The following is a 23,362-nucleotide window of genomic DNA, read 5'->3' on the forward strand; positions in this document are numbered from 1 at the left end:
CTACCTGTGTTAACCACCCAATACGCTTTACTTTTATCATCAAATGCGAGAAGGTTGGCGGCATTAACGCCGCGACAAGCGTATACTAAATACTCAGGCGGTTTTTTCTTTTTTTATAGAATGCTTTTTTACCATGCGCAGAAACGTTAGTCTCATCTTTTTTTCTATATTCGCTGCTATTTTAACCGGTTGTGCACAAACACCACCTGTTTCAGAAAGGCCTCAAATGGGAAACTTGCTTTTAGCCGAGCCTGCGCCCGTTAATCCGCGTTCCGAAATGGCAATTGCCCGTTACAATCAAGTTTTAAGTAGTCCGGCGCTTTCCGATGAAGACAAAGCCGAGCTACATTTTCAACGTGGAATGCTCTATGACAGCGTTGGCTTAGGTGGCCTTGCTCAATTTGATTACTCTCAGGCGATAAACTTAAAGCCTGACCTCGCTGAGGCCCATAATTCGATGGGCATTCATTACATTCAGCAAAACGATTTTCTTCAAGCCTATGACGCATTCGACTCTACTTTAGAAATTAACCCGGATTATGATTTTGCATTTTTAAACCGGGGCATTGCGTTGTATTACGGCGGAAGAGCAGAGCTTGCAATTACTGATTTAAACCGCTTCTTTGAAAAAGATGACACTGACCCGTTCCGTGCTCTATGGGCGTATTTTGCTCATCATGACGTGTCTGAGCTTGATGGACAAACCTACTTAGCGTCTATTCGACCTACGCTAAACAATGACCATTGGGCAACAACGCTGGTGGATTTGTTTCTAGGTACCGTTAATGAAAATGACGTGCTTAATTCGTTGCTTGACGGAGTGAAAAGCCAAAAAGAGCTGACAGACAGATTATGCGAAGCGTATTTCTACTTGGGCAAATTCCACAGTCACCGCGGAAACAGTGGCGTAGCGTCTAACTACTTTAAGCTAGCGCTTAGCACTAACGTTTTCGATTATGTTGAACACAGATACGCAAGAATGGAGCTTAATCGTTTGCGTGAGAACGCAGTAAGCACACCAGAAAACGAAGAGTAATAGACCTATAATATGCGAGGCCTATTTCTAGCCGTGTTCGCGCTGCTTATTGTTGCTGGCGACAGTGGGCGATATGCACCTCAACTTATCGCCAATGCATTAAGCGTGCTCCAACTGCCACGAATTAACGACGATTTAGTTGGAGTTGCAAAAACGCCAAATGATCAAACGTCATCTTTGTCACACTCTTCTGCCAGTCAAACTACAGAAGCGCTCGCGTTACTCTGGTTGGCATCTAAGCAGGGCAGTGAGGTGGCGCAATCTGCGTTATTAATGCAATTTGAAAAGGCGCACGAAGAACAATTTGCCCCCCAAAACGGTATAGAAGAATCAACCGCTACTTATTATCTCGAAAAACTCGTCAATCTTGAAAACGCAGATGCGGCATGGCTGCTTTATCAGATTCTAGGAGAGGAAGGCGCGTCTCAGCGCTTTATGCGCTTAGCGGCATTGGGTGATGTCGCTGAAGCTCAGCTTGCATTTGCAATGTCGACAGAATCACCAGAAAAGCGTGAAAAGTGGTTGATCCGGGCAGCTTCGCAAGATTACTTGCCTGCTCAAGCAGCATTGGCTGATTGGTATCTTTTGCATGGACAACAAGCCCTTGCAAAGCCTCTTTTAGCGGCAACAGCGACACTAGATATGCAAAGTGCTTTTAAGTATGCCCGATTACTGTGGGATGAGGGCGAATACTCAAAAGCCAAAGAACACTTCCAATTCGCTGCTGAAAAGGGTCACCTACAAGCAAAGAAAGCCTTAGAAGCGACTGGCCTCTACACGCCATTCTCTGAAAGCCAAGCGATAAAACTTGCAGATTCATTTAGTTGGGAAAGCAAAGCAGATTGCCTGCAGCGGATACAGCCATTTGCAACAAGCTTGGCCACGATTATGCGCGCGCACAGTCTTTATCAATCGTTTGAAAATGATGAGCGTTTAAAAGGGCTCTCTATCTGTCTTGCTCCACCAATTTGGCTTAAAGCCGACGTACTGCGCTGCAATCCAGACTTCAACAACACGGGCGTTTTAGGTTGTAATATCACGCCTTTAGCAAGTATTGCCAAAAAGCGTAAGTTTAGTCATGCCGTTGTTGTGGCAGAGCAAGGAAAAGCGAATGTTCAAAATGGGGTAATGTATTTAGATATCAGCGACGCATACTCGGTTTTCGTTCATGAACTGGCCCATTTCGCTGGCTTTGCTGATGAGTATCCTATTGGCAAAGGAATGGCGAAGAGACTGTGTGATGAAAACGATATCAGTGACTTTTCGCCCCCTAATCTCATTGTCGACTCGGAGTTCTGGTATGCGCCTTACGCCACGGTTAACAACTGGCTGGATATAGACCCTGCTACAATAATCGCGCGCGCTAAAACCTGTACAGTATTAGGGAAAAACAGCTATAAGCCAAGCCGACGGATCACTTTTATGGAGCATCACGACAGCGGTGTGATCCCTCCTTTATATCTTGTGCTTTGGCAACAGCAGCTCGAAAGACAAAATGTACAGCGACCTATATCGATGAATTTTTTTCAAGCCTTCCACAACAGTGGAAATCAAAAAGAAGCGGCACACTGGTTAGCAGAATATGAAGCTTTTACGGGTTCTAAAGGGTAGCTAACCTGTTTTTCAATAGCAGCAAATGCGCCTCATATTCACTTAAATAAGTAAATAAATATAGGCGCAATATTTTCTAGCTTTCTAATTGAATGTGTTCGTAACCATTTTTGATACGAGACGTGTGGTCTTAGTCGTGAAGGGTATGCTTAAGTTCGCGAACCCACATAGACGTAGCGCCGCAAATTGCCACTGGCATTACAATAAAGTTAACCACAGGTATAAGAGAAAAAACATTAACCATCATTCCGAAGGTCATCGCTTTGCCTTTGTGTTCGCCTAAGTGCAAACGCATACGAGTAAAATCTACCTTGTGATTATCGTAAGGATAATCGCAGTATTGAATAGCCATCATCCATGCGTTAAATAAAAACCACAGTATTTGACCGATGACGGGGAGAAAGAAAAATAATAGTAAAAAGCCAATGGCGCGAGGCACGTACCAGATGAATTTTGTGAATTCTCGGCCTACGGTGCGAGGAATATCTTTAACCAAAGACATTACGCCTTCATCGCCTAGGTCTTGACCAGTTAAATGTCGCTCTACTTTTTCTGATAGCACCCCATTGAAAGGTGCGGCTATCCAATTAGCGAGGGTGCCAAAAATAAGCGCGAAAATTAAGAGTACGCTGATTACCGCTAAGGGCCACAAGAAAAAGCTGATTGCTGTTTTTATCCAACCCAACCATTCTGGGACAAGGTCTATAACATAGGCAATGCCCATTTCTATCTGGCCAAATAAGAAATAAAAGGCCACGGAAAACAGCACTAAGTTGATGGTAAGAGGCACAAAAACAAAACGCTTAAGCCCTTTGGTTTTAATAAGCGAGAAGCCTTCAAAAAAATAATGTACACCACCTGAACTCATTCCTACTCCTTTTGCGTGAAAACGCCACGTTTTATGACTATCTGCTTTATCATACGCGCAAGGCGCAAACTCTGCCTCACTCACTTAAATGGTAATTGTTACAAGCTGTTAGATTTGGTAGAGTCGAAACATAATAACAAAAGAATCTTACGTGTGATTGCATCATTCCAAATTCGTCAGCTTTTTCGTTCGTACTTCTTGCTCTTTCGGCCGCTGACTCTGTTTTACAGAGGAATGATGTATGCGACTTAAAAAGATAAAGCTCGCGGGTTTTAAATCCTTCGTCGAGCCCACTACCATTCCTTTCCCCGGTGAAATGACGGCTATTGTTGGCCCTAATGGATGCGGGAAATCAAACGTTATCGACGCCGTTCGCTGGGTTTTAGGAGAGAGTTCCGCAAAAAACTTGCGTGGTGACGCTATGACCGACGTGATTTTTAACGGCTCATCTTCCCGTAAGCCGGTCGGGCAATGCAGTGTCGAACTCGTTTTCGATAATAGCGCGGGGCGTATAGCCGGTGAATTTGCCAATTATAATGAGTTGTCTGTTAAACGTTTAGTTACACGCGATGCTACTTCTACCTATTTTCTTAACGGCACCAAATGCCGCAGACGGGACGTAACGGATCTGTTTTTGGGAACAGGGTTAGGACCACGTTCTTATGCCATTATTGAACAAGGCATGATTTCACGGCTAATTGAGTCTAAACCACAGGATCTCCGCGTTTTCATTGAAGAAGCCGCAGGCGTTTCAAAGTATAAAGAACGTCGCAGAGAAACTGAAAATCGCATAAGGCACACACAAGATAATCTTGAACGATTGAATGATGTTCGTGATGAACTTGGCAAACAGCTTGAGAAACTACAGCGGCAAGCTGCCGCTGCTACCCGTTATAAAACACTACGAGCACAAGCCAGAGAACTCAAAGGTCAGCTAGCGGCTATCCGCTTTCTAAAAAATAGTGAACACATAGAAGCGTTACAAAAGCAGCAGCAAGCCCTCCAGCTTGAAGTTGATGACTTAGTTGCAAGGTTACAAGGTGACGAGGCAGGGCTTGAGTCATACAAAGTTAAGCAGGTAGAAACCAAACAGATTATTGATGATCTGCAGCAACAGCTTTTTACAACTAGCAATGCGATAACCCGTCTTGAGCAAAATGCGCTTCATGCTAAACAGCGTAAAGTGCAGGTAGAGCAAGAGTTAGCACGAATTAGCGAGCAGCATGAAGTGCTCAACCAATCCATTGAGGAAGCGCAAGAGGCACTTGCAGTATCAAGCGAGGCGCTAGAAAGTATTGAACCCGAAATTGCGTTGAAAGAAGCTGAATTAGAAAGCGCGAAAGAGCGGTTCGAAGATGCTGAGCAAGCGCTGAGAGAATTTAACGCAAAAGCCCGAGAGCAAGAGCAAACTTACAATCAACTGCGACAAAATGTGCAGCAGTGTCACAGCCAAATTCAGTCGACAATGAGCATGCAGCTGCGAACATCGCAGCGAATCAGTGAAATAAACGATGAATTAACACAGATAAATAACGAAGATTATACGAATCAAATTGCGTTGTTGACCGGTCAATGTGAAGAAATTGAACTTGAGATAGAAGAGATTCAAGCCTCGCTCGGTGCTGTAGACGAGATGTCCTCAAATCAAAAAGCTCAGGTTAAGGAATTGGAATTGACGCTTCGCGAGGCGCAGGGAAAGCTGCAAACAGCACGCTCGACTATGGCTGCACTCGAAGCGCTTCAACAAGATGCGACTCATAATGACGATACTCGTCTTGAGGGTATCGAAAAGCTGTGGCAACAATTTCAGCCTAAAGAGAGCTTAGCACCTTGTGTCGAAGCCATACTACAACATGTAAAAGACCCAGTTGTTGCAACGAGCCACAGTATTGAGGCGCTTCTTAGTCAACAAGAAAGCTTGCCCAGCGGAATAAAAGTTTTTTCGAATTCGGCGTTTGTTACCAACGCAAAATCAGGTTCACTGGCGAGCGCGTTAGTTAATGAAGTTAGTGAGCAAGGTGGAAGCCCTCAAAACAACGTGTTGTCGCGCAATCGCGTGCCGGCATTTTTTAATGATATTTATCTTTGCGAAAATGATGAGGAACTTACCTCTCTAATTAATAGCGTTACTGATGATGGTAAAAAGCTGCATTCCTATTTTTCAAAGGGGTTTACTAGCTTCATTTCTCCATCAGGACTATGGGCAAGTGAGCAATGGGTTGTGAAGCCTGGTGAGGTGAATGACGGTGCATTGCAAAGGGCAAATAAAATTCAGGCACTTGGTTCTACTGTTGAGGCTACCGAGCATCTAATCGCGGAAGTTGAAGTGTCACTGAATAACGCGCAGGATTCACTTGCAGAAACTGAGGCACAAGCCCTATCACTCAAACGCAATATAAGTGAAAAAGAAAATCAGCTTACCCAGTTAAAGAACAAGCTATCACTGCTTGAAATGCAGCAAGAACAGCAGTCTTCACGTACTACAAAGCTTAATGAGGAACGTGAGAAGCAAGAAATTATGCTAGCTAAAGAAGAGGAGCAACTTGCGCAACTTTCGGAAAAGCTAGAGCTTCAAGAAGCACAAATTCTTGAACATGAAGTGCACATTGATGAAGTGAACACCAAGCGTGAAGCTAATGAGCGAAACACCACAGAACTGCGCGCTTTGGTAGACTCACTTACCTCGCAAAATCATGAGCTTGCGCTTAAAAAACAGCAGCTAGAAAATCATCAAAATCTATACAGTCAACAGGTTACACGTAACCTTCAGCAGCGCGAAGAATACATCACAAATAAAGATAGGTTAATGCAGGAGCTCACTCAGCTTACTTCGCCACAGGAAGTGCAAGCGGCCGAGCTTCAATCGTTGCTTGATAGTAAAGCGGAACTTGAAGAAATGCGGCGCACAAAGCAAGCGGCGCTAGACGATATAGAACAGTGGCTACGTGAGGCTGAAAAAGGCCACCAATTGCTTGGAAAAGATATCCAGGCGCGCCAAACCAACATCGATAAACTTAATATAGATATTGAAGGGTATCGAGTTCGCGCGAACACTATTTTGGAGCAGCTTAATGAAACTCAGCAATCACTAAAAAGTATCCTTGAAACGCTACCAGATGATGCGGAGGAAACGCGGTGGCAGGACGACCTTGAAAGAACCCAAGCAAATCTACAGCGTTTAGGCGCAGTCAATCTAGCCGCGGTGGAAGAATATGAAACCCAGTTTGAGCGAAAATCTCATCTAGATACTCAGCATAACGATTTAACCGAAGCGCTTGAAACCTTGCAGTCAGCTATTCGTAAAATCGATAAAGAGACGCGCACTCGCTTCTCTGCAACATTTGAGCAAGTAAACGAAGATTTGAAATCACTCTTTCCAAAAGTGTTTGGTGGGGGCTCTGCTTATCTTGCGTTAACCGATGACGATTTACTTGAAACGGGTGTGACTATAATGGCTCGCCCTCCCGGTAAGAAAAATAGTACGATTCACCTTTTAAGCGGTGGAGAAAAAGCGTTAACCGCTTTATCATTGGTGTTTGCTATTTTTAGATTAAATCCAGCACCATTTTGTTTGTTGGATGAAGTAGATGCACCATTGGATGATGCAAATGTAGGGCGCTTTTGTAACCTAGTGTCAGAGATGTCACAAACAGTGCAGTTTATTTATATCACCCATAATAAAATAGCGATGGAAATGGCAAGTCACCTTACCGGTGTAACCATGGCGGAACCTGGTGTTTCTCGCATGGTAGCGGTAGATGTTGACGAAGCTGTCGCCTTCGCAGAAGCATAACAAAGGGCGAAAGAAATTAAATGGAAGATCAATTACGTCTATTTTTACTCCTAGGGGGCACGGTATTCATTATTGCAGTGCTAGCCCACGGTATTTGGAAAATTCGTAAAAACAGTAAGCCAGCTGCAAAAGAGCGGTTAGAGCCAAGACAATGGCAGGATGCTGATGATAACGATGTCGATTCAGAATCGCAGGAGGGCTTTGACGAGCTAGGAATTGGTGCAGTAAGAGTTGTTGGACAACCAGAAGATGCGAAAAGCGCGTCGTCAAATGCTTATAACGACGATGAACGTTTAGTTGAGCATGACGTGGTTGATGCAGACCTTCATACAAAAGCGCCGCAATCTGAATCATCTAGCGCTTATAAAGAGACGATTACCGGCGAAAGCCGAGAAGACGCTGTAGGCGATGGGGACAAAAACAAGCCCTCTAATCAACCTCACAAAGCGCCGCAACCTGATGAGCCAAAACTTTATGGGTCTGTGGTCACCAATCCAAAGCCTCACATGAAGGGGGTGTCCCGTTCTGCAGATACCTTATCGAGTGACGGTAGTGGAACTGCATTTCCAGAACCTCCAGGTTTTCTACTTCGGGAAGGTGCGGATGAAGAGGTTTCAACACCGACTCAAGGTGTAACATCAGCTGAACAAAGTAACTGTAACGCAGAATCAGACAATGTACCTGGTACTTCAGACAGCGAATTCCATCATTTACAAGGCAATACTGCTTCGACAGGCGAATACGCTGATACTCAAAGTGAAAAGCCCCGTGAAGAGCAACGCAGAGCGGCGCAAAAGTTTTACATTGATCCTACGGTTGAAGAAGAATTGGTAGACACTGCTCCACCTGCAAGAAATGAGAGGGAAGTGGCTGACTTCAGTTTAGATGCGCCTGAAGAGCCTCATAAACCAAGTGATGCGCAACAAGAAAATGAACAGCCAAGGCGTTTTGCGCGTAGCAAGCGCAGTAAATCGCCAATTAGAAGACGGGAAGAGCCAAACTTTGGCGACGATCAGATGCGCATAGACTTCGACACCAGCGAAGAAAATATCTCTGACTATGAACGAGGTAGCTTCAATGCAAATGGCACTGAAAACACAGAGAATGGAAGTTCAGCGTCTAAGGGCAAGTCGTCTAGTATTGACCCTGAAGTTTTGGTATTAAACGTTAGAACCCCAGAAGGTGAACCAATTTCTGGCGCTGCATTGTTACCCATGTTACTTACGCTTGGATTCAAATTTGGCGACCAAGATATATTCCATCGTCACGTTAACTCTAACGGTAAGGGGCCTGTATTATTTAGCTTAGCCAATATGTTTAAACCTGGGGTATTTGATATCGATAACCTTGAAACGTTTGAAACCCAAGGTGTTTCCTTATTCATGATTCTACCTATCGAAGGCGATCCGCATCAGGTGTTTAATATGATGCATAATGCGGCACGTAAACTAGCCGATGAATTTGGCGCTCAGGTTTTAGATGGAAGACGTAGCGTTTTAACTAAACAGGGTTTGCAGCAATATGTTGAGAAAATTCGTGAGTTTGAACGCAAACGAATGATCTCCCGTAATTAGCTTACCTAAACGCTATTTTTTGCGCTTTCACTACGCTCAAGGACTTGGCTTATACCCAAGTCCTTTTCAATTAGATTGAGCGAAAGAGTGGCTGATTCATTCTCACTTTTAGTGGAATGACGCTAGCGCGTTGTTATTGGTGCCTGAAAAAAATAAATCGTTGTCTCAAGTTATTTCAAAAGACAACACCCTGTAAAACTCTCAATTATTAATACGTGACAACAATTTCCATGTCTGACACTTTAGAACAAGCACAACAAAAAGTTGCCGAGCTTCGCAACACCCTAAATGAATACAACTATCAGTATTATGTACTTGATGAACCGTCTGTTCCTGATGCGGTCTACGATCGAGACATGCAGGCGCTAATTGCGCTAGAAAAGCAATACCCAACGCTCCTAAGTCCAAATTCACCGAGTCAAAAGGTGGGGGGAGCGGCTCTCTCATCATTTGAACAGGTTACGCACGATATGCCAATGTTATCGCTAGACAATGCCTTTGATGAAGAATCATTGCTTGCTTTTGAAAAGCGATTGAAAGATCGATTGAAAGACTCAGCAACTATGGACTTCAGCTGTGAGCCTAAGTTAGACGGTCTCGCAGTGAGCATCTTGTATGAAAATGGCGAGTTGGTTCGCGCAGCAACGCGTGGTGATGGTCAGGTAGGGGAAAACATCACCGCAAATGTTCGCACTATTTCTAATGTGCCTTTAACGCTTCGCGGCGATCATTATCCCGCTCGTGTTGAAGTGCGCGGTGAAGTATTTATGCCAAGAGAAGGTTTTGCAAAACTAAATGAGCAACAAAAAGAAACCGGAGGAAAGGTTTTTGCTAACCCTCGTAACGCAGCAGCAGGAAGCCTGCGCCAGCTAGATTCAAAAATAACGGCTAAACGCCCGCTGATGTTCTACGCCTATTCATTAGGTGTAGTACAGCCTGAGAGTTTCACTTTACCCTCTACACACAGTGCGCGATTAGCGCAACTTGGCCAATGGGGTTTGCCTCTTTGCCCTGATATTGATACTGCAGAAGGCGGTAGGGGTTGCCTCGACTACTACAACCGTATTCTAGAAAAGCGTGATAACCTGCCGTACGATATAGATGGCGTGGTTTTTAAGGTTGACCGCATCGAACTTCAAGCTGCGCTTGGATTTGTGGCTAGGGCACCACGCTGGGCGATAGCACAAAAATTCCCGGCGCAGGAAGAAGTGACTACTTTACTTGATGTTGAATTCCAAGTTGGACGTACGGGTGCTATAACTCCAGTTGCGCGACTAGAGCCGGTATTTGTTGGTGGCGTAACGGTATCGAATGCAACACTTCACAATCAAGATGAAATTACGCGCTTGGGCGTGAAGATTGGTGATACGGTTGTTATTCGTCGCGCCGGTGACGTTATTCCTCAAGTGGTATCAGTTGTAGAGGCTAACCGTACAGGTGATGAAACCGACATCACTTTTCCAAGCCAGTGCCCAGTGTGTGACTCTCAGGTTGAAAAGCTTGAAGACGAGGCCGTTGCACGCTGCACAGGTGGTTTGATATGTGCAGCGCAGCGTAAACAAGCACTTAAGCACTTCGCCTCGCGTAAAGCATTTGATATCGACGGTCTGGGAGACAAATTAGTTGACCAGCTTGTAGATGCTGACCTGGTTCATAGCCCCGCAGACTTTTTTACGCTTTCATTGGGTGACGTAGTTGGCCTTGAAAGAATGGCGGAAAAGTCAGCGAGCAAGTTGTTATCTTCGTTGGAAGCATCGAAGAAGACTACCCTTGCGAAGTTTCTTTATGCATTAGGTATACGGGAAGTTGGGGAAGCGACCGCTGCTAATCTAGCCGCGCACTTCGAGACCCTTGAAGCTATTCGAGACGCATCGCTTGAAGCACTAGTTGAAGTGCAAGATGTAGGTGGTGTGGTAGCTACGCATATTTTCAATTTCTTTAATGAGTCTCATAACACAGATGTAATTGATGCACTTTTAAAAGAAGGCGTGCATTGGCCAGCCATCGAAAAACCTGATTCTGAAAACCTGCCTTTGGAAGGTAAAACTTGCGTTATTACCGGTACACTTAGCGAAATGGGACGCTCAGATGCAAAAGCACGGTTACAGTTATTAGGAGCTAAAGTTGCCGGCTCGGTAAGTAAAAACACTGACTTTTTGGTTGCTGGAGAAAAAGCGGGCTCAAAACTTACAAAAGCGCAGGAACTTGATGTCGAGGTATGGGACGAAGCTGCCCTGATAGCGTTTTTGTCTGAGCACGAATAATCTGACGTGCCCTTTATGAGTTTTTTGTAAAGGGCATAGAGAGTAATCCGAAGATATCAATTTCGAAAGTGCCCATATCGAAAGGGCTTATCAGTGAATCTGATTTCATCATAAAAAACGCCACTTCAATGAAGTGGCGTTTTTATTTATCCGGTGATGAAATACACCTTAAACCTTAAGGTCTAACAATATTTTAGTAAGGTAATGGTTTAACTTGCTTGCTGACTACGCAATTGACGACGTCTTTCCCATGCCTTTTTAACTTGAAAGCGCCAAACCCAATTTAACGAAAAATATCCCGCCAAGCCAAACACCACCGAGCAAATACCACAGCCCACTAAAAATGCCGGCCCTATAGTATTAATACTTTCCACTACCCAATGCCAGCTGAACTGGAATTCAAAGTGTTCAGGTTTGGTCCCAAGTACAGTAGTTCCAACTTTGTATGCGCCGTAAAATATAGGAGGAATAGTGAAGGGATTAGTTATCCATACGGTTGCCACGGAAAGCGGTAAATTCACTCGAAAAGGAATGGCTAAACCAGCAGAAAGCCACATCTGAAAAGGCACTGGCCAGAACGCGAAGAATAGACCGATTCCAAAAGCGCCAGCCGCTGAACGCCGATTTAGGTGCCATAAATTAGGCTCGTGTAGGACGCTTCCGAATATTTTTAAAGCTTTGTTTTGCTTGATGCTTTGATGGCTTGGCAAAAAACGTCGAATAAATTTCTTAGGCATAAATATCAATGCATCTCGAAAAAAAATCAAAAAAGACAGAACATGGACCAATACTGCGTGTTTTTACTTAAACCATATCCGATAACTAGAAGTTCCTACGTAAAAACATGGTCAATAGTATCACAATTTGGCTAAGCTGTTTTTGCGCTGGCGCAATAAGTGCAGTTTTCTGGCGAGAACTTCCCTCTACACAAAGCATGGCGGTAATGCTTGCCTCACTTGTAGTAACCAGCTCGATTATACTGTTCTATCAAAACCACGGTAGCATTGCTGGGCAAGCAGTGATGGAAGTCCTGCTGTGCTTGGCGATTAATGGTTTGTTTGTAGGTGTTCTATGGGTGGCGAGTTTAGGGCATTTTTACTATGCTTGGCAACTGCCTCAGCACAAAATTCAACAAGATGTCACAATAGTAGGGCGCGTTATCTCTGGCGGATGTGTATCAGATGATTTGCTTAACGGGCAAGATTACCATCAATATACTGTAGCTATTCAGTCTGTAGACGGACAAAGTACACGGGAATTTTTAAATCCTCCATTCTTTAAAGCATTGTTGTTTGCCGGCCTTAAATTTAAGGTTAGGCTCAGCCATTCCCACTATCGCGCTGAAAATCATGGCGTTACTAGCCATTCATTTACTTTTAGGCGTAGCGACGATGAATCTCTACCCAAAAAAGCAAAGGCATCCTGCTTGCACGATGGAGACGTTTTTACTGCGGTAGCTAAACTAAAGCCCGCTTATGGCGTTGCGAACCCCGTTGGTTTTAGTCGACAGCAATATTTAGTGAGTCAGTTTATCTATGCAACTGGTTACATTAAGGCATTACATATAGAAAGGACTTTCCACAAGCACAGCCATCGTAACGAGCTAGCCGATTGGTTGTCGTTTTTGAGTCTTACACATCACTCATGGTGGAGTGCATTGTTACTTGGTAATAAAACGCACTTTACTCAAAACGACTGGATCCTATTGCAGCGCACAGGAACGGGGCATTTGTTCAGTATTTCGGGTATGCATCTATCGATAGTAGCTGGAGTGTGCTTGCTTGTATTCGTTCCATTCATTTTTATCCTAGTGCAAATATTTGAGTTATTACGCACGCTAAGACGCTTTGCTTCGTTGCAGGTAGTGGGGTTTTACGCATACAAAACACAGCATAAAGGTTGCTTGTTTGGTTTAAAAAATACTGGCCTTAGAGTATGGGTTTTAGTTTGTGTAATTGCCGTATGTTACTTATATGCGCTATTAAGTGGTATGGCACTGCCAGTAGTACGCGCTTTACTTCTACTTACACTTGGTTGCCTACTCACGATATTCAAAGTGGCGTGGAGGTCAGTTAATATTGGCTTGGCCATGCTAGCACTATGCTTACTGCTATTTCCTTTTTCTGTACTAAACGCGAGCTTTTACTTGAGTATTGGTGCAGTTATTTGCATCTGGTTTTTTATAAACACGCTTAGCATACAGCGAGAACCCTGGTATTTCGCAATAATAAAACTTCAATTAGCGTTGACGGTTATCATGATGCCGCTGACGACTATTTGGTTTGGCAATGTGAGCGTTGTATCGCTTGTCGCTAATCTATTAGCGCTGCCCGTTATAACGCTTTTGTTACCGATTTGCCTTATTTCGCTACTCATTAGCTATTATTTTAGTACATTTTTTGTTGGTAATTTTGCTGTAGAAGTACTGAAATGGAGTGACTACCTATTCGGCTATTTGCTTTCACTCTTGGCTTTTTTGAGTGATCTAGATTTGAGTGCCTTTACGCTATTTATAGACACATCAAGTGCACTTTGTTTTTTAGGCGCTATCATTCTTTTCTGTTTACCCTACTGGCGATTTAAGCGCCTTTGCATAGTGTTACTCTCGCTACCGTTGGGTACCTCCTTAATCCAATGGTTACCGCCTAATGATGAGATTTGGGCGCTGCATGTGCTTGATGCAGGGCAGGCCAGTGCCATCACTGTTACCAAAGGTGATAGAGCCATCATCATCGACTCTGGCGCGCAGTTTCGTGGTATTGCTATGACAGCCACGCAACATCTGTTTCCACTGCTTGAAAATCTTAAAGTGAAGCACGTGGACCATGTTATTCATACCCATAGTGATAATGATCATGCCGGCGGTCTAAGTACAGTGATGGCACACCCCATTGCAGGTAATGCCACGTTTTACTCTCCAACCTTTGGCTGCGAAAGAGATACAATGTTTGATTGGCAGGGGTTAACCATCAGTTTTTTGTGGCCACTAAAAGGCAATGATCAAGATAATAACGCGATGTCGTGTGTTGTCAGAATTGCAGCTCAATCTGGTAGTGTGCTTATTCCAGGTGATATCGAAAAAGAAAGTGAGTATGCTTTAATTACCAAGGAGTTAGCGGGAGGAACGTCAGCGCTTAATGCGGATATATTGATTGCGCCACACCACGGAAGTAAGACCTCCTCAACGGATATTTTCATTAAGCATGTGGCACCGAAAGCGGTAATTTATACCCAAGGGTACGAAAATCGATGGAAGTTCCCAGCGTTAAATGTTGTAGAGCGCTATAAGCAGCACAACGTACAGCAATACCTTACTAGCTCAGAAGGCTATACCCTTGTAACCTTTAGGAAAGGGAGTTTTGAAGTGAATACGCTACGTGGTGATTTGAAAAAACGATGGTATTTAAAGGGCAAGCCACCGCGACACCTTTAAGCTGGTTTCTACGGAATCCACTGACTGCTGAGCGTAGTTTTGGCAAAACCTTTAAATGAGCTGCAACTGACCACACATTACTCAAGTCGTCGACAGACTAATCAATTTTATCGCTATATTAGTGAATTAAAGCGAGAACGAGTACAATAGAAAAAACGCGTTTTTGCCAACGTTTTAGACAGGTTAAAATAACTACATGCAGAAAGCCGACAACTCGGATTATCAAATTAAACGTTTTTTACAGTATTTAAAGGCGTACAAAGTTCCATTCGTATTTGCCATTATCGGTATGATTGGCTATTCCGCGGTAGATACGTTTGTATTCTCTCAGCTTCAGCCGATGATTGACGAATCTCTTGGGAAAAACGATCACGACTATCTTCGTTTAGCAGCCTTTGCAATTGTACCGCTATTTTTGCTGCGTGGTGTGTTCAATTTTCTAGGCAGTTATACGCTGAGCTGGATTGGTGCACAAGTTGTGATGCGCATGCGCCAACAGTTGTTTGAAAAATATATTCATTTACCGGTGTCTTTTCACGATCATCACGCGGTGGGTGGCTTAATAAGTAAGGTTACGTACGATACCGAGCAAGTGGCTAACGCTTCTGGTAAAGCGCTGCTTACTTTAGTGAGAGAGGGGGCGTTAGTAATAGGTCTTCTTTGCGTCATGTTTTATTACTCGTGGCAACTATCGCTAATTTTTCTTCTCATTGGCCCGGTGGTTGCGATTATCGTGTCTATTGTTAGTAAACGGTTCCGCGTTGTTAGCAAAAATATCCAGCAATCTATGGGAAACCTTACCTCTTCGGTAGAGCAGGCGGTAAAAGGTCATAAAGTTGTGATCATGTTTGGCGGTCAGGACATAGAGCAAGAGCGCTTTAAACAGAAAAACAACCATAATCGCCAGCAGTCAATGAAGCTGAACGTCACGTCTATTTTAAGTGTGTCATCTATCCAAGTTATTGCATCCATAGCACTTGCCGTAGTTTTATTCATTGCCAGTACACCAGGCATGTTAGAAAAGCTTACCGCTGGTGTTTTTATTAATGTCGTGTTCTGTATGGTTATGCTGCTTAAGCCTCTTAAACAATTGACCACTATTAATAATCAATTTCAAAAGGGAATGGCTGCGTGCGCCAGTATTTTCGAAATCCTCGATGAAGCGGATGAAGAAGACCAAGGTGAAACCAAAATCAAGCGAGCTACGGGCAAAATAGAGTTTGATGACGTTACCTTTTACTACCCAGGAAAGCAGACGCCAGCATTAACCAATGTAAGCTTCACCGCCAACCCCGGGCAGTCCATTGCACTAGTAGGGCGTTCAGGAAGCGGGAAATCTACTATATCTTCTTTGCTTACTCGTTTTTATGTTCCGCAAAAAGGGCAAATTCGGCTAGATGATGTTGGGCTTAACGACATCGATTTGAAAGACCTGCGCGCTCAGTTTGCAGTGGTATCTCAAAACGTCACTCTGTTTAATGACTCTATCGCTAACAATATAGCTTATGGCGCTCGGCAGAATGTTTCGCGCAAAGAGATAGAAAATGCAGCTAAAATTGCGCATGTTGAGGAATTCCTCGCAAACCTTCCTGATGGTTTAGATACTGTTATCGGGGAGAATGGCCTTATGCTCTCTGGTGGTCAACGTCAGCGCATAGCGATTGCTCGCGCCATACTTGCAGACGCACCTATACTTATCTTAGATGAAGCTACATCAGCCCTTGATACAGAGTCGGAACGTTTAATCCAAGACGCATTAGAAACATTGCAAAAACGATGCACCAGTATCGTGGTAGCACACCGTTTGTCTACAATTGAAAATGCAGATTGCATTATGGTGGTAGAACAAGGTGAGATTATTGAAAAGGGTAAACATGACGCGTTGCTTGAAAAAGGCGGCCATTACGCACAACTTCATGCACTGCAGTTTGGTGAGACAAAGTGAGCCAAAGGCAAAACGCTACCCTTCACGATAAGTGGTATTTTGGTCACGGGTTTGTTTGGGTTTTTGCGCCGCTCGCTTTGCTTTTTTACTTCGTATCCGCTATTCGACGACTATTATTTAAAATAGGGATTAAAAAAGCATTTAAAGCTAAGGTCCCCGTCATCGTAGTGGGCAATATATCTGTTGGCGGCAATGGCAAAACCCCCGTGGTTTTAGCTTTGGCGACTTACTATCAAGCGAGAGGCCTAAAGGTAGGTATTTTAAGTCGCGGCTACGGCGCTAATTCCCCCGTATACCCAAGATTAGTGAAAGGTGATGACGACGCTTCTGAAGTAGGCGATGAACCCAGATTACTGGCAATCCGCAGTCAGTGTGATGTAGTGATTGATCCCATACGGGCGAGGGGAGCTGCCTACTTAACGAGTGAATTAGATTGTGAACTGATAATTTGCGATGATGGATTGCAGCATTATGCGCTTCATCGAGATGTTGAAATTGTAGTCATGGATGATAGAAAGGTAGGTAGCGGATATTTGCTTCCAATGGGACCGCTTCGAGAAGGCCAATGGAGACTGGGTACCGTAGATGCTCTTGTTCATAACAGCCGTTCTATGCCAACATTTGATAGTGCAGTATCTCCACAATTTCTTATGACGTTAGTTCCTGGAGACTTCACATCAGTTTCTAATAGGATGAAAACCACAACGGTAGAAGAAATTAGAAAGCTTCCCTGTAGTGCAATCGCAGGTATCGGTTCTCCTCAGCGCTTTTTCAGTCAGCTTAGGGAAATGGGAATTGACTTAACGGTAACCCATCCTTTAGCCGATCATCACGCTATCTCGTCGTCTGACATTCCAGATGGAAGGGTGCTAATGACAGAAAAGGATGCAGTAAAAGCCGCACCATTTGCACATAATGAATGTTGGTTTTTGCCTGTTAGTGCGCATTTAGCCCCAGATTTTTTTAACTTAATAAACGTGAAACTTGCAAACGCAGGTTTAAATATTCACCAGAACGGACAGGAATAACAACAATGGCGTTCGATAAAAAACTTTTAGAAGTTTTAGCTTGCCCAGTATGTAAGGGAAAACTCGTACTAAACGAAGATAGCACCCAGTTAGTGTGTCGGTTTGATAGGTTAGCCTATGAAATTAAAGACGGTATTCCAGTGTTAATAGAAAGCAAGGCAATATCACTGTCGCTAGACGAAGTAGACGCGACTCGCTGATAACCCGTTTAACTAGTAGACAGTAAGGGCGAAAGAAATATATGTCATTTACAGTTGTGATCCCCGCTCGATACGGTTCAAGTCGTTTTCCTGGCAAGCCATTAGCACTTATCGACGGAAAACCCATGATACAACATGTGGTTGAACGTGCCACAGAAGCGGGTGCTGATAACATCATTGTAGCTACGGATGATGAACGGATTAAAAATGTAGTTCTTGGCTTTGCTCACGTATGCATGACTTCAGTAAACCATCAGTCAGGGACTGAGCGTATCGCAGAGGTCGTAGAAAAAGAGAGAATTTCTCCCGACACAATAGTGGTGAACGTTCAGGGAGATGAACCCTTTATTCCTGCCCAAAATATTAATCAGGTTGCTACTAACTTAGCGAATGCGCCGCAATGCCACATGGCTACATTGTCGACGCCTATCGCGAGTGTTGAAGATGTATTCAATCCCAACATTGTAAAGGTAGTGGTTAATCAAAAAGGAGAGTCGATTTATTTTTCACGCTCGCCAATACCGTTTGAGCGGGATTATATGATGGCTAACCCTACGTCTGCTAATACCGCACTTTATAATCGTCATATCGGTATTTACGCCTATCGTGCCAATTACATTAAACAGTACGTTTCATATGTGCCAAGCGCTCTTGAACAAATTGAGTCACTAGAGCAGCTTCGCGCAATATGGTACGGCGATAAAATCCACTGTGAAGTAGCGTCGGCGCCACCGCCTGTTGGAATTGATACGCCGGAAGATCTAGAACGTCTTTTAAAGACTATAAAATAGCGAAGTAAACGTGATGATTCGTTTTATCTGGTCTTCGCCAATTGGGTGTAATTGGCTTACTCACACGTTTATTTTTAAAATTATAAGACTGATTGAAGCACATAAAAAATAACAAGGGATTCGTTATGAATGTAGTTATTACAGGTGGTAACCGAGGCATTGGCCTTGCGCTTACCAAGCAATATAAAGCAAGAGGCGCGAAAGTTTATGCGACGTGCCGTAATAGTTGCGACGAGTTAAACAGTGCCGGCGTTAACATTGTCAGTGGTGTCGATGTAGCACGGCCGGAGACGTTGGCTGAAAAACTGGCGCCCTTGATGGACGTAAAAATTGATTTGCTTATCAATAATGCAGGAGTGCTTGGCCGAGAGAGTATTGATGACTGGGATCCCAACACGATTGATTATCAGTTTCGCGTTAACGCGATGGGACCGTTATTAGTATCTCAAACGCTATTACCAGCACTAGCAGAGGATGCAAAAATAGCGTTGATAACAAGTCGAATGGGCTCCATGTCTGATAACGGCTCGGGTGGGTATTATGGCTATCGCATGTCAAAGGCCGCGTTAAATGCTGCAGGTGTATCGATGGCAAATGATCTTAGGGCGAAGGGAATTGCAGTTGGCATTTTCCACCCAGGATTTGTGCAAACCGAAATGGTTAACGGAGCGGGCGACATCGACGCTGATACGTGCGCAGAGCGTTTGGCTAGTCGTATTGATGAGCTTACTGTAGAAAACTCTGGCCGCTTTATTCACTCAAACGGTGAAGAATTACCTTGGTAGCGTGGCTCAAAATCACCGTTAACTAAAGGTTTACTAAGCCTTAAATGCGAAAAACCCTATCGAAAAAAAGTAATCGATAGGGTTTTTTTATTGCCAGGTATAACAGCAAGAGTTCTGGTAGCGCATTGATGTAATGTGTGTAACTCTGGATTGATTATTTATTCTGCGGTATCGCCGTCTTCGTCTTGGTCTTCAGAAAGTACGGCCCACACATCGTGTTCGTTAGCGTGGATGACTTCAGCCCACACTCGATCGCCAGGTTTAACATCGTAAACGCCGTTTAGATGAACTAAACCATCCACTTCAGGTGCATCAGCGTAGGTGCGACCAACGGCGCCTTCCGCATCAACGCTGTCGATGACGACTTGATACTCATTTCCAATTCTCGCTTGTAACCTAGCAGCGCTTATTTCGCCTTGTACTTCCATAAAGCGAGCAAGACGAGCTTGTTTCACCTCTTCTGGTACAGGATCAGGTAAATCATTTGCGCGAGCGCCTTCCACAGGTGAGTAAGCAAAAGCGCCAACGCGATCAAGTTGTGCTTCACGTAAGAAGTCTAGCAACTCTTCAAATTCTTCCTCAGTTTCCCCTGGAAAACCTACTATAAAGGTTGAACGAATTACTAGAGAAGGGCACTGTTCACGCCACTTCTTAACACGCTCAAGCACGCGTTCAGCACTACCAGGGCGTTTCATCAGTTTCAGGATGCGCTTGTTTGCGTGCTGGAATGGAATATCTAAATAAGGAAGGATTTTACCTTCATTCATCAGTGGGATCAGGTCGTCGACATGAGGGTAAGGGTAAACGTAGTGAAGACGAACCCAAATCCCCATTTCACCTAACTTTTCGCATAGCTGCTGCATATGAGTTTTAACAGGCATGCCATTCCAAAAACCTGTTCTGTGTTTTACATCCACGCCATACGCACTGGTGTCTTGAGATATAACCAGAAGCTCTTTAACTCCAGCATCTTTTAAGCGCTTCGCTTCATCGAGCACGTTGCCGACAGGGCGGCTAACAAGGTCGCCTCGCATTGAAGGAATAATGCAGAACGTACAGCGGTGATTACAGCCCTCTGATATTTTCAAATAAGCGTAATGACGAGGGGTTAATTTTACCCCGTGGTCGGGGATGAGGTCTGCGAAAGGATCATGTTGGGGCTTTGGCAAGTGTTCATGCACTTGCTCTACAACAGTTTCATAAGCATGAGGGCCAGTAATGGCCAGCACGTTTGGATGAAGCTCTCGGATTTCATCCTCTTTCACACCAAGACAGCCGGTTACAATAACTTTGCCATTTTCTTTTAGCGCTTCTCCGATGGTGTCTAACGACTCTTCAACTGCTGCATCTATAAATCCGCAAGTGTTAACGATAACTAGATCGGCGTCGTTATAGGTAGGAACAACATCATACCCTTCGGTTCGAAGTTGAGTAAGAATACGCTCAGAATCAACCAAGTTCTTAGGGCAACCTAAGCTAACAAAACCAATTCTGCTGCCAATGCGTTGGTCTGAAGGCTTGTTTTCACTAAGCACTTTCACGGGCGTCTCAAGCGTTGTGGTTTTGTTTACTACTTTGTTTGGATCAAACGTTTCTACTGTCATCTAAAATATCACCTGGCAAATGACTGTCTCTAAAATGGCCGCGGATTATACAGTAACTCGCATTAATACGCAGTAGTTTTAAGCGATAAATCGTTGCTAGTTTAATGTAGATGATAAAGCATCAAAACACGAATAGCAGGTTACAAGCGTTGTAGAGTGTTGTGACACGGTACGAACTTTGAGCAGTACGAACTCTAATAAAAAAGGCGAGATAGAGACAAGCTTTTAGGTTAGACAGCGTATTTGAAAATTAATGTGTTTAAAAAAATGAAGTCACCCCCACCTTGAACTTTCCTGAAGAAAAAATTCCCATTAGTTAGAACGCTTACGTTCTATGATGAATAGTAGAGATGACAAAAGTGAACGCATGCTAAAACTTCCACTCTCATGTTACGACGAGTCAGGGCGAATACTGCCTCCTCGATGGTTATACGCTGTGTTTATTTTGTTATGCATCGATTGGCTAGCGTTTATTTTTTCACTGGCGTCTCGAACCCAAACCAGTGAGCTACTCGCTTTTTTCTATCCGCAAAAAGAAAGTTTAGGTATTGGATTAGTCGCGAGCTTACCGGTTCTTTTAGCCCTTGTGTTGGTTAGCCAAAGAGATAGGCTGTGGAAAAAAGGGTATACAAGATGGCGCCGCCTAGTCATCCCACTTGCACAGTTTGGCGTACTGCTTCTACTTAACACACAACTTTATTATGCAATGCACCATCACTGGGGTTTTGAAGCCATTACTGGCGTAAAAATTGTTTTTTATGGCGTTGCGCTTTACGCTATTTCGAAAAGTCGCCATTTAAGATGGATGATAGAAGATTGGGAAGCGCCTAACCCATGAAGGCGCTGTTTTGGTGTAAGATTTTAGCCACTAGTGAGTGAATTTGTGATTGGCCAATGCCTTTTCGTAGTAAGCGAAAACGCTTACCTGGCTGTCGTTAACCAAACGTTCATAGCAAATTCCCGCAAATGCATAGGTATTATCACCGACTTTTAAAAATACGGTTGGCGCTTGAGGATTTGACTGGTCATATATCCATTCGCCGTCTAATTGCGCTTTTAGGATTTCACCAATATACGCACCAAAGATATTACAGATAGTAAATACTGCCTCATCTTCCAACGCTAAATCGTGATATTTATCTACAAAGCTAAGTAAAACGTCGTCAACTAGCGCAATACTCTCGGGAGTCTTATCCAGTACAATATTGAACTCATCGGATGCGGTTACTATCGCGTCTTTTGCGCAATCTGACATTAGTTTATTGAGTTCATCAGGTGACATATTATTCTCCTTCTCACCGAGAATGGCATTGGCATACATGCCAATATTCTAGTTTTTTTAAAACCCGTGACGGTAGCTTTGTTAAAGCGTTTTCTGCCAGATTGTTTAACTTAGCGCTAAGTTAAAACTTAGTTTCTGGGTCTAACGAATAAAACACGTTAATTAAAATTATCTGCCGTCAGCACGTTACTGTTATTTTGCTATTGTGCGTAACTTATCGGCTAAAGTCTATTTTTGTCCAGTTAATCTATTGATTACGCTAGCAGCAGCGAACATACCGAAGGTGGCTGTTACTGTGACTACCGCACCAAATCCACCCGCACAGTCAAGACGCGTGCCGCCTTCCATCGCTGATTTATTGTAGCAAACAGAGCCATCTGGCTGTGGATAGCGCAGCTGTTCTGTTGAATAGATACATTCAACGCCGAAACGGCGCTTGGGGTTTTTACTGAAATTATAGTTTCGACGCAGTTCACTGCGTAGCTTTGCTGCGAGAGGATCTTGCGTTGTTTTAGCTAAATCGCCTTTAGTAACTTGTGTTGGGTCTATCTGCCCCCCAGCGCCGCCTACTGTAACAATAGGAATTTTATTGCGCTTGCAGTGCGCTATCATCGCGGCTTTAGCACGTATGCTGTCAGTAGCATCAACAACAGCATGCATTTCTTTGGTTAAGAGCGAGGCGGTATTTTCAGGAGTGACAAAATCTTCAACGCAGTTTACTTTGCAATTAGGATTTATTAGCGCGATACGGGACGCAATGGCCTCGACCTTTGGTTCACCTATCGTATCTGAAAGTGCGTGAATCTGACGATTTGTGTTCGTTACGCAGACATCATCGAGGTCAATAAGCGTAATGGTACTGACACCCGAACGGGCCAATGCTTCGGCAGTCCAACTTCCTACACCGCCTATGCCGACAACGGCCACATGACTATTGGCTAAATTGTTAGTTTGTTGTGCACCGTACAAACGTACAATGCCGCCTAAACGAGGATCATCAGACATGCTTCAATTCACTAAATAAAAAAATAACAAGGGTATGGATATGCGCTAATGATCGTAGTCACTGCTGCAGGGCGCGCATCATCTCAAAAGTGATGACCAAAAATCAACACACTCCAGTTTTTTCGAATAATAAATCCGATTTA

At 43.9% G+C, this 23,362-nt stretch carries 17 protein-coding genes; 12 read left to right on the forward strand and 5 right to left on the reverse strand.

What is annotated here, in order from left to right; all coding sequences use genetic code 11:
- Nucleotides 1–133 precede the first annotated feature (133 nt).
- Nucleotides 134–1,036 carry a lipoprotein NlpI gene (nlpI, locus tag C6Y39_RS10665; protein ID WP_105931226.1) on the forward strand — a complete coding sequence of 301 codons (903 nt, stop codon included), beginning with the start codon at nt 134–136 and terminating at the stop codon, nt 1,034–1,036.
- A 12-nt stretch (nt 1,037–1,048) separates the two neighbouring features.
- Nucleotides 1,049–2,647, forward strand: coding sequence for an SEL1-like repeat protein (locus tag C6Y39_RS10670; protein ID WP_105931227.1), 1,599 nt, complete (start codon nt 1,049–1,051; stop codon nt 2,645–2,647).
- 130 nt (nt 2,648–2,777) lie between these two features.
- On the opposite strand, the gene cysZ is transcribed toward C6Y39_RS10670, so the two are convergent.
- Entirely contained in the window at nt 2,778–3,515 is a 738-nt protein-coding gene (cysZ, locus tag C6Y39_RS10675) for a sulfate transporter CysZ (RefSeq protein WP_105931471.1), read from the reverse strand.
- Between the two features lie 241 nt (nt 3,516–3,756).
- On the opposite strand from cysZ, the gene smc reads away from it, so the two are divergent.
- The 3 genes from smc (at nt 3,757) to ligA (ending at nt 11,146) form a co-directional block, all read left to right on the forward strand.
- Nucleotides 3,757–7,308: a chromosome segregation protein SMC gene (gene smc / locus C6Y39_RS10680; RefSeq protein ID WP_105931228.1), complete on the forward strand. Its 3,552-nt coding sequence runs from the start codon at nt 3,757–3,759 to the stop codon at nt 7,306–7,308.
- A gap of 20 nt (nt 7,309–7,328) precedes the next feature.
- A complete protein-coding gene (zipA, locus tag C6Y39_RS10685) occupies nt 7,329–8,882 on the forward strand; it encodes a cell division protein ZipA (protein WP_105931229.1) in 1,554 nt (517 codons plus the stop codon).
- Between the two features lie 230 nt (nt 8,883–9,112).
- Entirely contained in the window at nt 9,113–11,146 is a 2,034-nt protein-coding gene (gene ligA, locus C6Y39_RS10690; protein ID WP_105931230.1) for an NAD-dependent DNA ligase LigA, read from the forward strand.
- Between the two features lie 209 nt (nt 11,147–11,355).
- On the opposite strand, the gene C6Y39_RS10695 is transcribed toward ligA, so the two are convergent.
- The gene (locus C6Y39_RS10695) at nt 11,356–11,883 is read right to left on the reverse strand and encodes a DUF2062 domain-containing protein (RefSeq protein ID WP_105931472.1); all 528 of its coding nucleotides are present in this window, start codon (nt 11,881–11,883) and stop codon (nt 11,356–11,358) included.
- Nucleotides 11,884–11,990: 107 nt separating this feature from the next.
- Between C6Y39_RS10695 and C6Y39_RS10700 the strand changes: the two genes are divergently transcribed.
- The 6 genes from C6Y39_RS10700 (at nt 11,991) to C6Y39_RS10725 (ending at nt 19,328) form a co-directional block, all read left to right on the forward strand.
- Nucleotides 11,991–14,579: a DNA internalization-related competence protein ComEC/Rec2 gene (locus tag C6Y39_RS10700; RefSeq protein ID WP_105931231.1), complete on the forward strand. Its 2,589-nt coding sequence runs from the start codon at nt 11,991–11,993 to the stop codon at nt 14,577–14,579.
- A 196-nt stretch (nt 14,580–14,775) separates the two neighbouring features.
- A complete protein-coding gene (gene msbA, locus C6Y39_RS10705) occupies nt 14,776–16,524 on the forward strand; it encodes a lipid A export permease/ATP-binding protein MsbA (RefSeq protein WP_105931232.1) in 1,749 nt (582 codons plus the stop codon).
- Entirely contained in the window at nt 16,521–17,552 is a 1,032-nt protein-coding gene (gene lpxK / locus C6Y39_RS10710; protein ID WP_105931233.1) for a tetraacyldisaccharide 4'-kinase, read from the forward strand. The genes msbA and lpxK overlap by 4 nt, the downstream gene beginning before the upstream one ends.
- A 5-nt stretch (nt 17,553–17,557) precedes the next feature.
- Nucleotides 17,558–17,752, forward strand: a complete 195-nt coding sequence (locus C6Y39_RS10715) for a Trm112 family protein (RefSeq protein ID WP_105931234.1) — start codon at nt 17,558–17,560, stop codon at nt 17,750–17,752.
- A gap of 41 nt (nt 17,753–17,793) precedes the next feature.
- Entirely contained in the window at nt 17,794–18,543 is a 750-nt protein-coding gene (gene kdsB, locus C6Y39_RS10720; RefSeq protein ID WP_105931235.1) for a 3-deoxy-manno-octulosonate cytidylyltransferase, read from the forward strand.
- A gap of 125 nt (nt 18,544–18,668) precedes the next feature.
- Nucleotides 18,669–19,328, forward strand: a complete 660-nt coding sequence (locus C6Y39_RS10725) for an SDR family oxidoreductase (RefSeq protein WP_105931236.1) — start codon at nt 18,669–18,671, stop codon at nt 19,326–19,328.
- Nucleotides 19,329–19,486: 158 nt separating this feature from the next.
- Here the strand turns inward: C6Y39_RS10725 and rimO are convergent, their stop codons facing one another.
- Complete coding sequence (gene rimO / locus C6Y39_RS10730; protein ID WP_105931237.1) at nt 19,487–20,932, reverse strand: 30S ribosomal protein S12 methylthiotransferase RimO; 1,446 nt, start codon at nt 20,930–20,932, stop codon at nt 19,487–19,489.
- A 367-nt stretch (nt 20,933–21,299) separates the two neighbouring features.
- Between rimO and C6Y39_RS10735 the strand changes: the two genes are divergently transcribed.
- Complete coding sequence (locus tag C6Y39_RS10735; protein WP_105931473.1) at nt 21,300–21,770, forward strand: DUF2919 family protein; 471 nt, start codon at nt 21,300–21,302, stop codon at nt 21,768–21,770.
- A gap of 30 nt (nt 21,771–21,800) precedes the next feature.
- Here C6Y39_RS10735 and C6Y39_RS10740 read toward each other — a convergent pair whose 3' ends face one another.
- Both C6Y39_RS10740 and tcdA read right to left on the reverse strand, forming a co-directional pair.
- Entirely contained in the window at nt 21,801–22,214 is a 414-nt protein-coding gene (locus tag C6Y39_RS10740) for a hypothetical protein (protein ID WP_105931474.1), read from the reverse strand.
- Nucleotides 22,215–22,442: 228 nt separating this feature from the next.
- The gene (gene tcdA / locus C6Y39_RS10745; RefSeq protein ID WP_105931238.1) at nt 22,443–23,219 is read right to left on the reverse strand and encodes a tRNA cyclic N6-threonylcarbamoyladenosine(37) synthase TcdA; all 777 of its coding nucleotides are present in this window, start codon (nt 23,217–23,219) and stop codon (nt 22,443–22,445) included.
- Nucleotides 23,220–23,362 lie beyond the last annotated feature (143 nt).

Source organism: Alteromonas gracilis, assembly GCF_002993325.1.
Lineage (GTDB): Bacteria > Pseudomonadota > Gammaproteobacteria > Enterobacterales > Alteromonadaceae > Alteromonas > Alteromonas gracilis.

Excerpts from the sequence above, each read along its gene's own strand:
- rimO (WP_105931237.1), bottom strand. The coding sequence starts at position 20,932 with ATGACAGTAGAAACGTTTGATCCAAACAAAGTAGTAAACAAAACCACA.
- C6Y39_RS10735 (WP_105931473.1), top strand. The coding sequence starts at position 21,300 with ATGCTAAAACTTCCACTCTCATGTTACGACGAGTCAGGGCGAATACTG.
- C6Y39_RS10740 (WP_105931474.1), bottom strand. The coding sequence starts at position 22,214 with ATGTCACCTGATGAACTCAATAAACTAATGTCAGATTGCGCAAAAGAC.
- kdsB (WP_105931235.1), top strand. The coding sequence starts at position 17,794 with ATGTCATTTACAGTTGTGATCCCCGCTCGATACGGTTCAAGTCGTTTT.
- C6Y39_RS10700 (WP_105931231.1), top strand. The coding sequence starts at position 11,991 with ATGGTCAATAGTATCACAATTTGGCTAAGCTGTTTTTGCGCTGGCGCA.
- C6Y39_RS10725 (WP_105931236.1), top strand. The coding sequence starts at position 18,669 with ATGAATGTAGTTATTACAGGTGGTAACCGAGGCATTGGCCTTGCGCTT.
- msbA (WP_105931232.1), top strand. The coding sequence starts at position 14,776 with ATGCAGAAAGCCGACAACTCGGATTATCAAATTAAACGTTTTTTACAG.
- cysZ (WP_105931471.1), bottom strand. The coding sequence starts at position 3,515 with ATGAGTTCAGGTGGTGTACATTATTTTTTTGAAGGCTTCTCGCTTATT.
- C6Y39_RS10670 (WP_105931227.1), top strand. The coding sequence starts at position 1,049 with ATGCGAGGCCTATTTCTAGCCGTGTTCGCGCTGCTTATTGTTGCTGGC.
- C6Y39_RS10695 (WP_105931472.1), bottom strand. The coding sequence starts at position 11,883 with ATGCCTAAGAAATTTATTCGACGTTTTTTGCCAAGCCATCAAAGCATC.
- C6Y39_RS10715 (WP_105931234.1), top strand. The coding sequence starts at position 17,558 with ATGGCGTTCGATAAAAAACTTTTAGAAGTTTTAGCTTGCCCAGTATGT.
- nlpI (WP_105931226.1), top strand. The coding sequence starts at position 134 with ATGCGCAGAAACGTTAGTCTCATCTTTTTTTCTATATTCGCTGCTATT.
- tcdA (WP_105931238.1), bottom strand. The coding sequence starts at position 23,219 with ATGTCTGATGATCCTCGTTTAGGCGGCATTGTACGTTTGTACGGTGCA.
- smc (WP_105931228.1), top strand. The coding sequence starts at position 3,757 with ATGCGACTTAAAAAGATAAAGCTCGCGGGTTTTAAATCCTTCGTCGAG.
- zipA (WP_105931229.1), top strand. The coding sequence starts at position 7,329 with ATGGAAGATCAATTACGTCTATTTTTACTCCTAGGGGGCACGGTATTC.
- ligA (WP_105931230.1), top strand. The coding sequence starts at position 9,113 with ATGTCTGACACTTTAGAACAAGCACAACAAAAAGTTGCCGAGCTTCGC.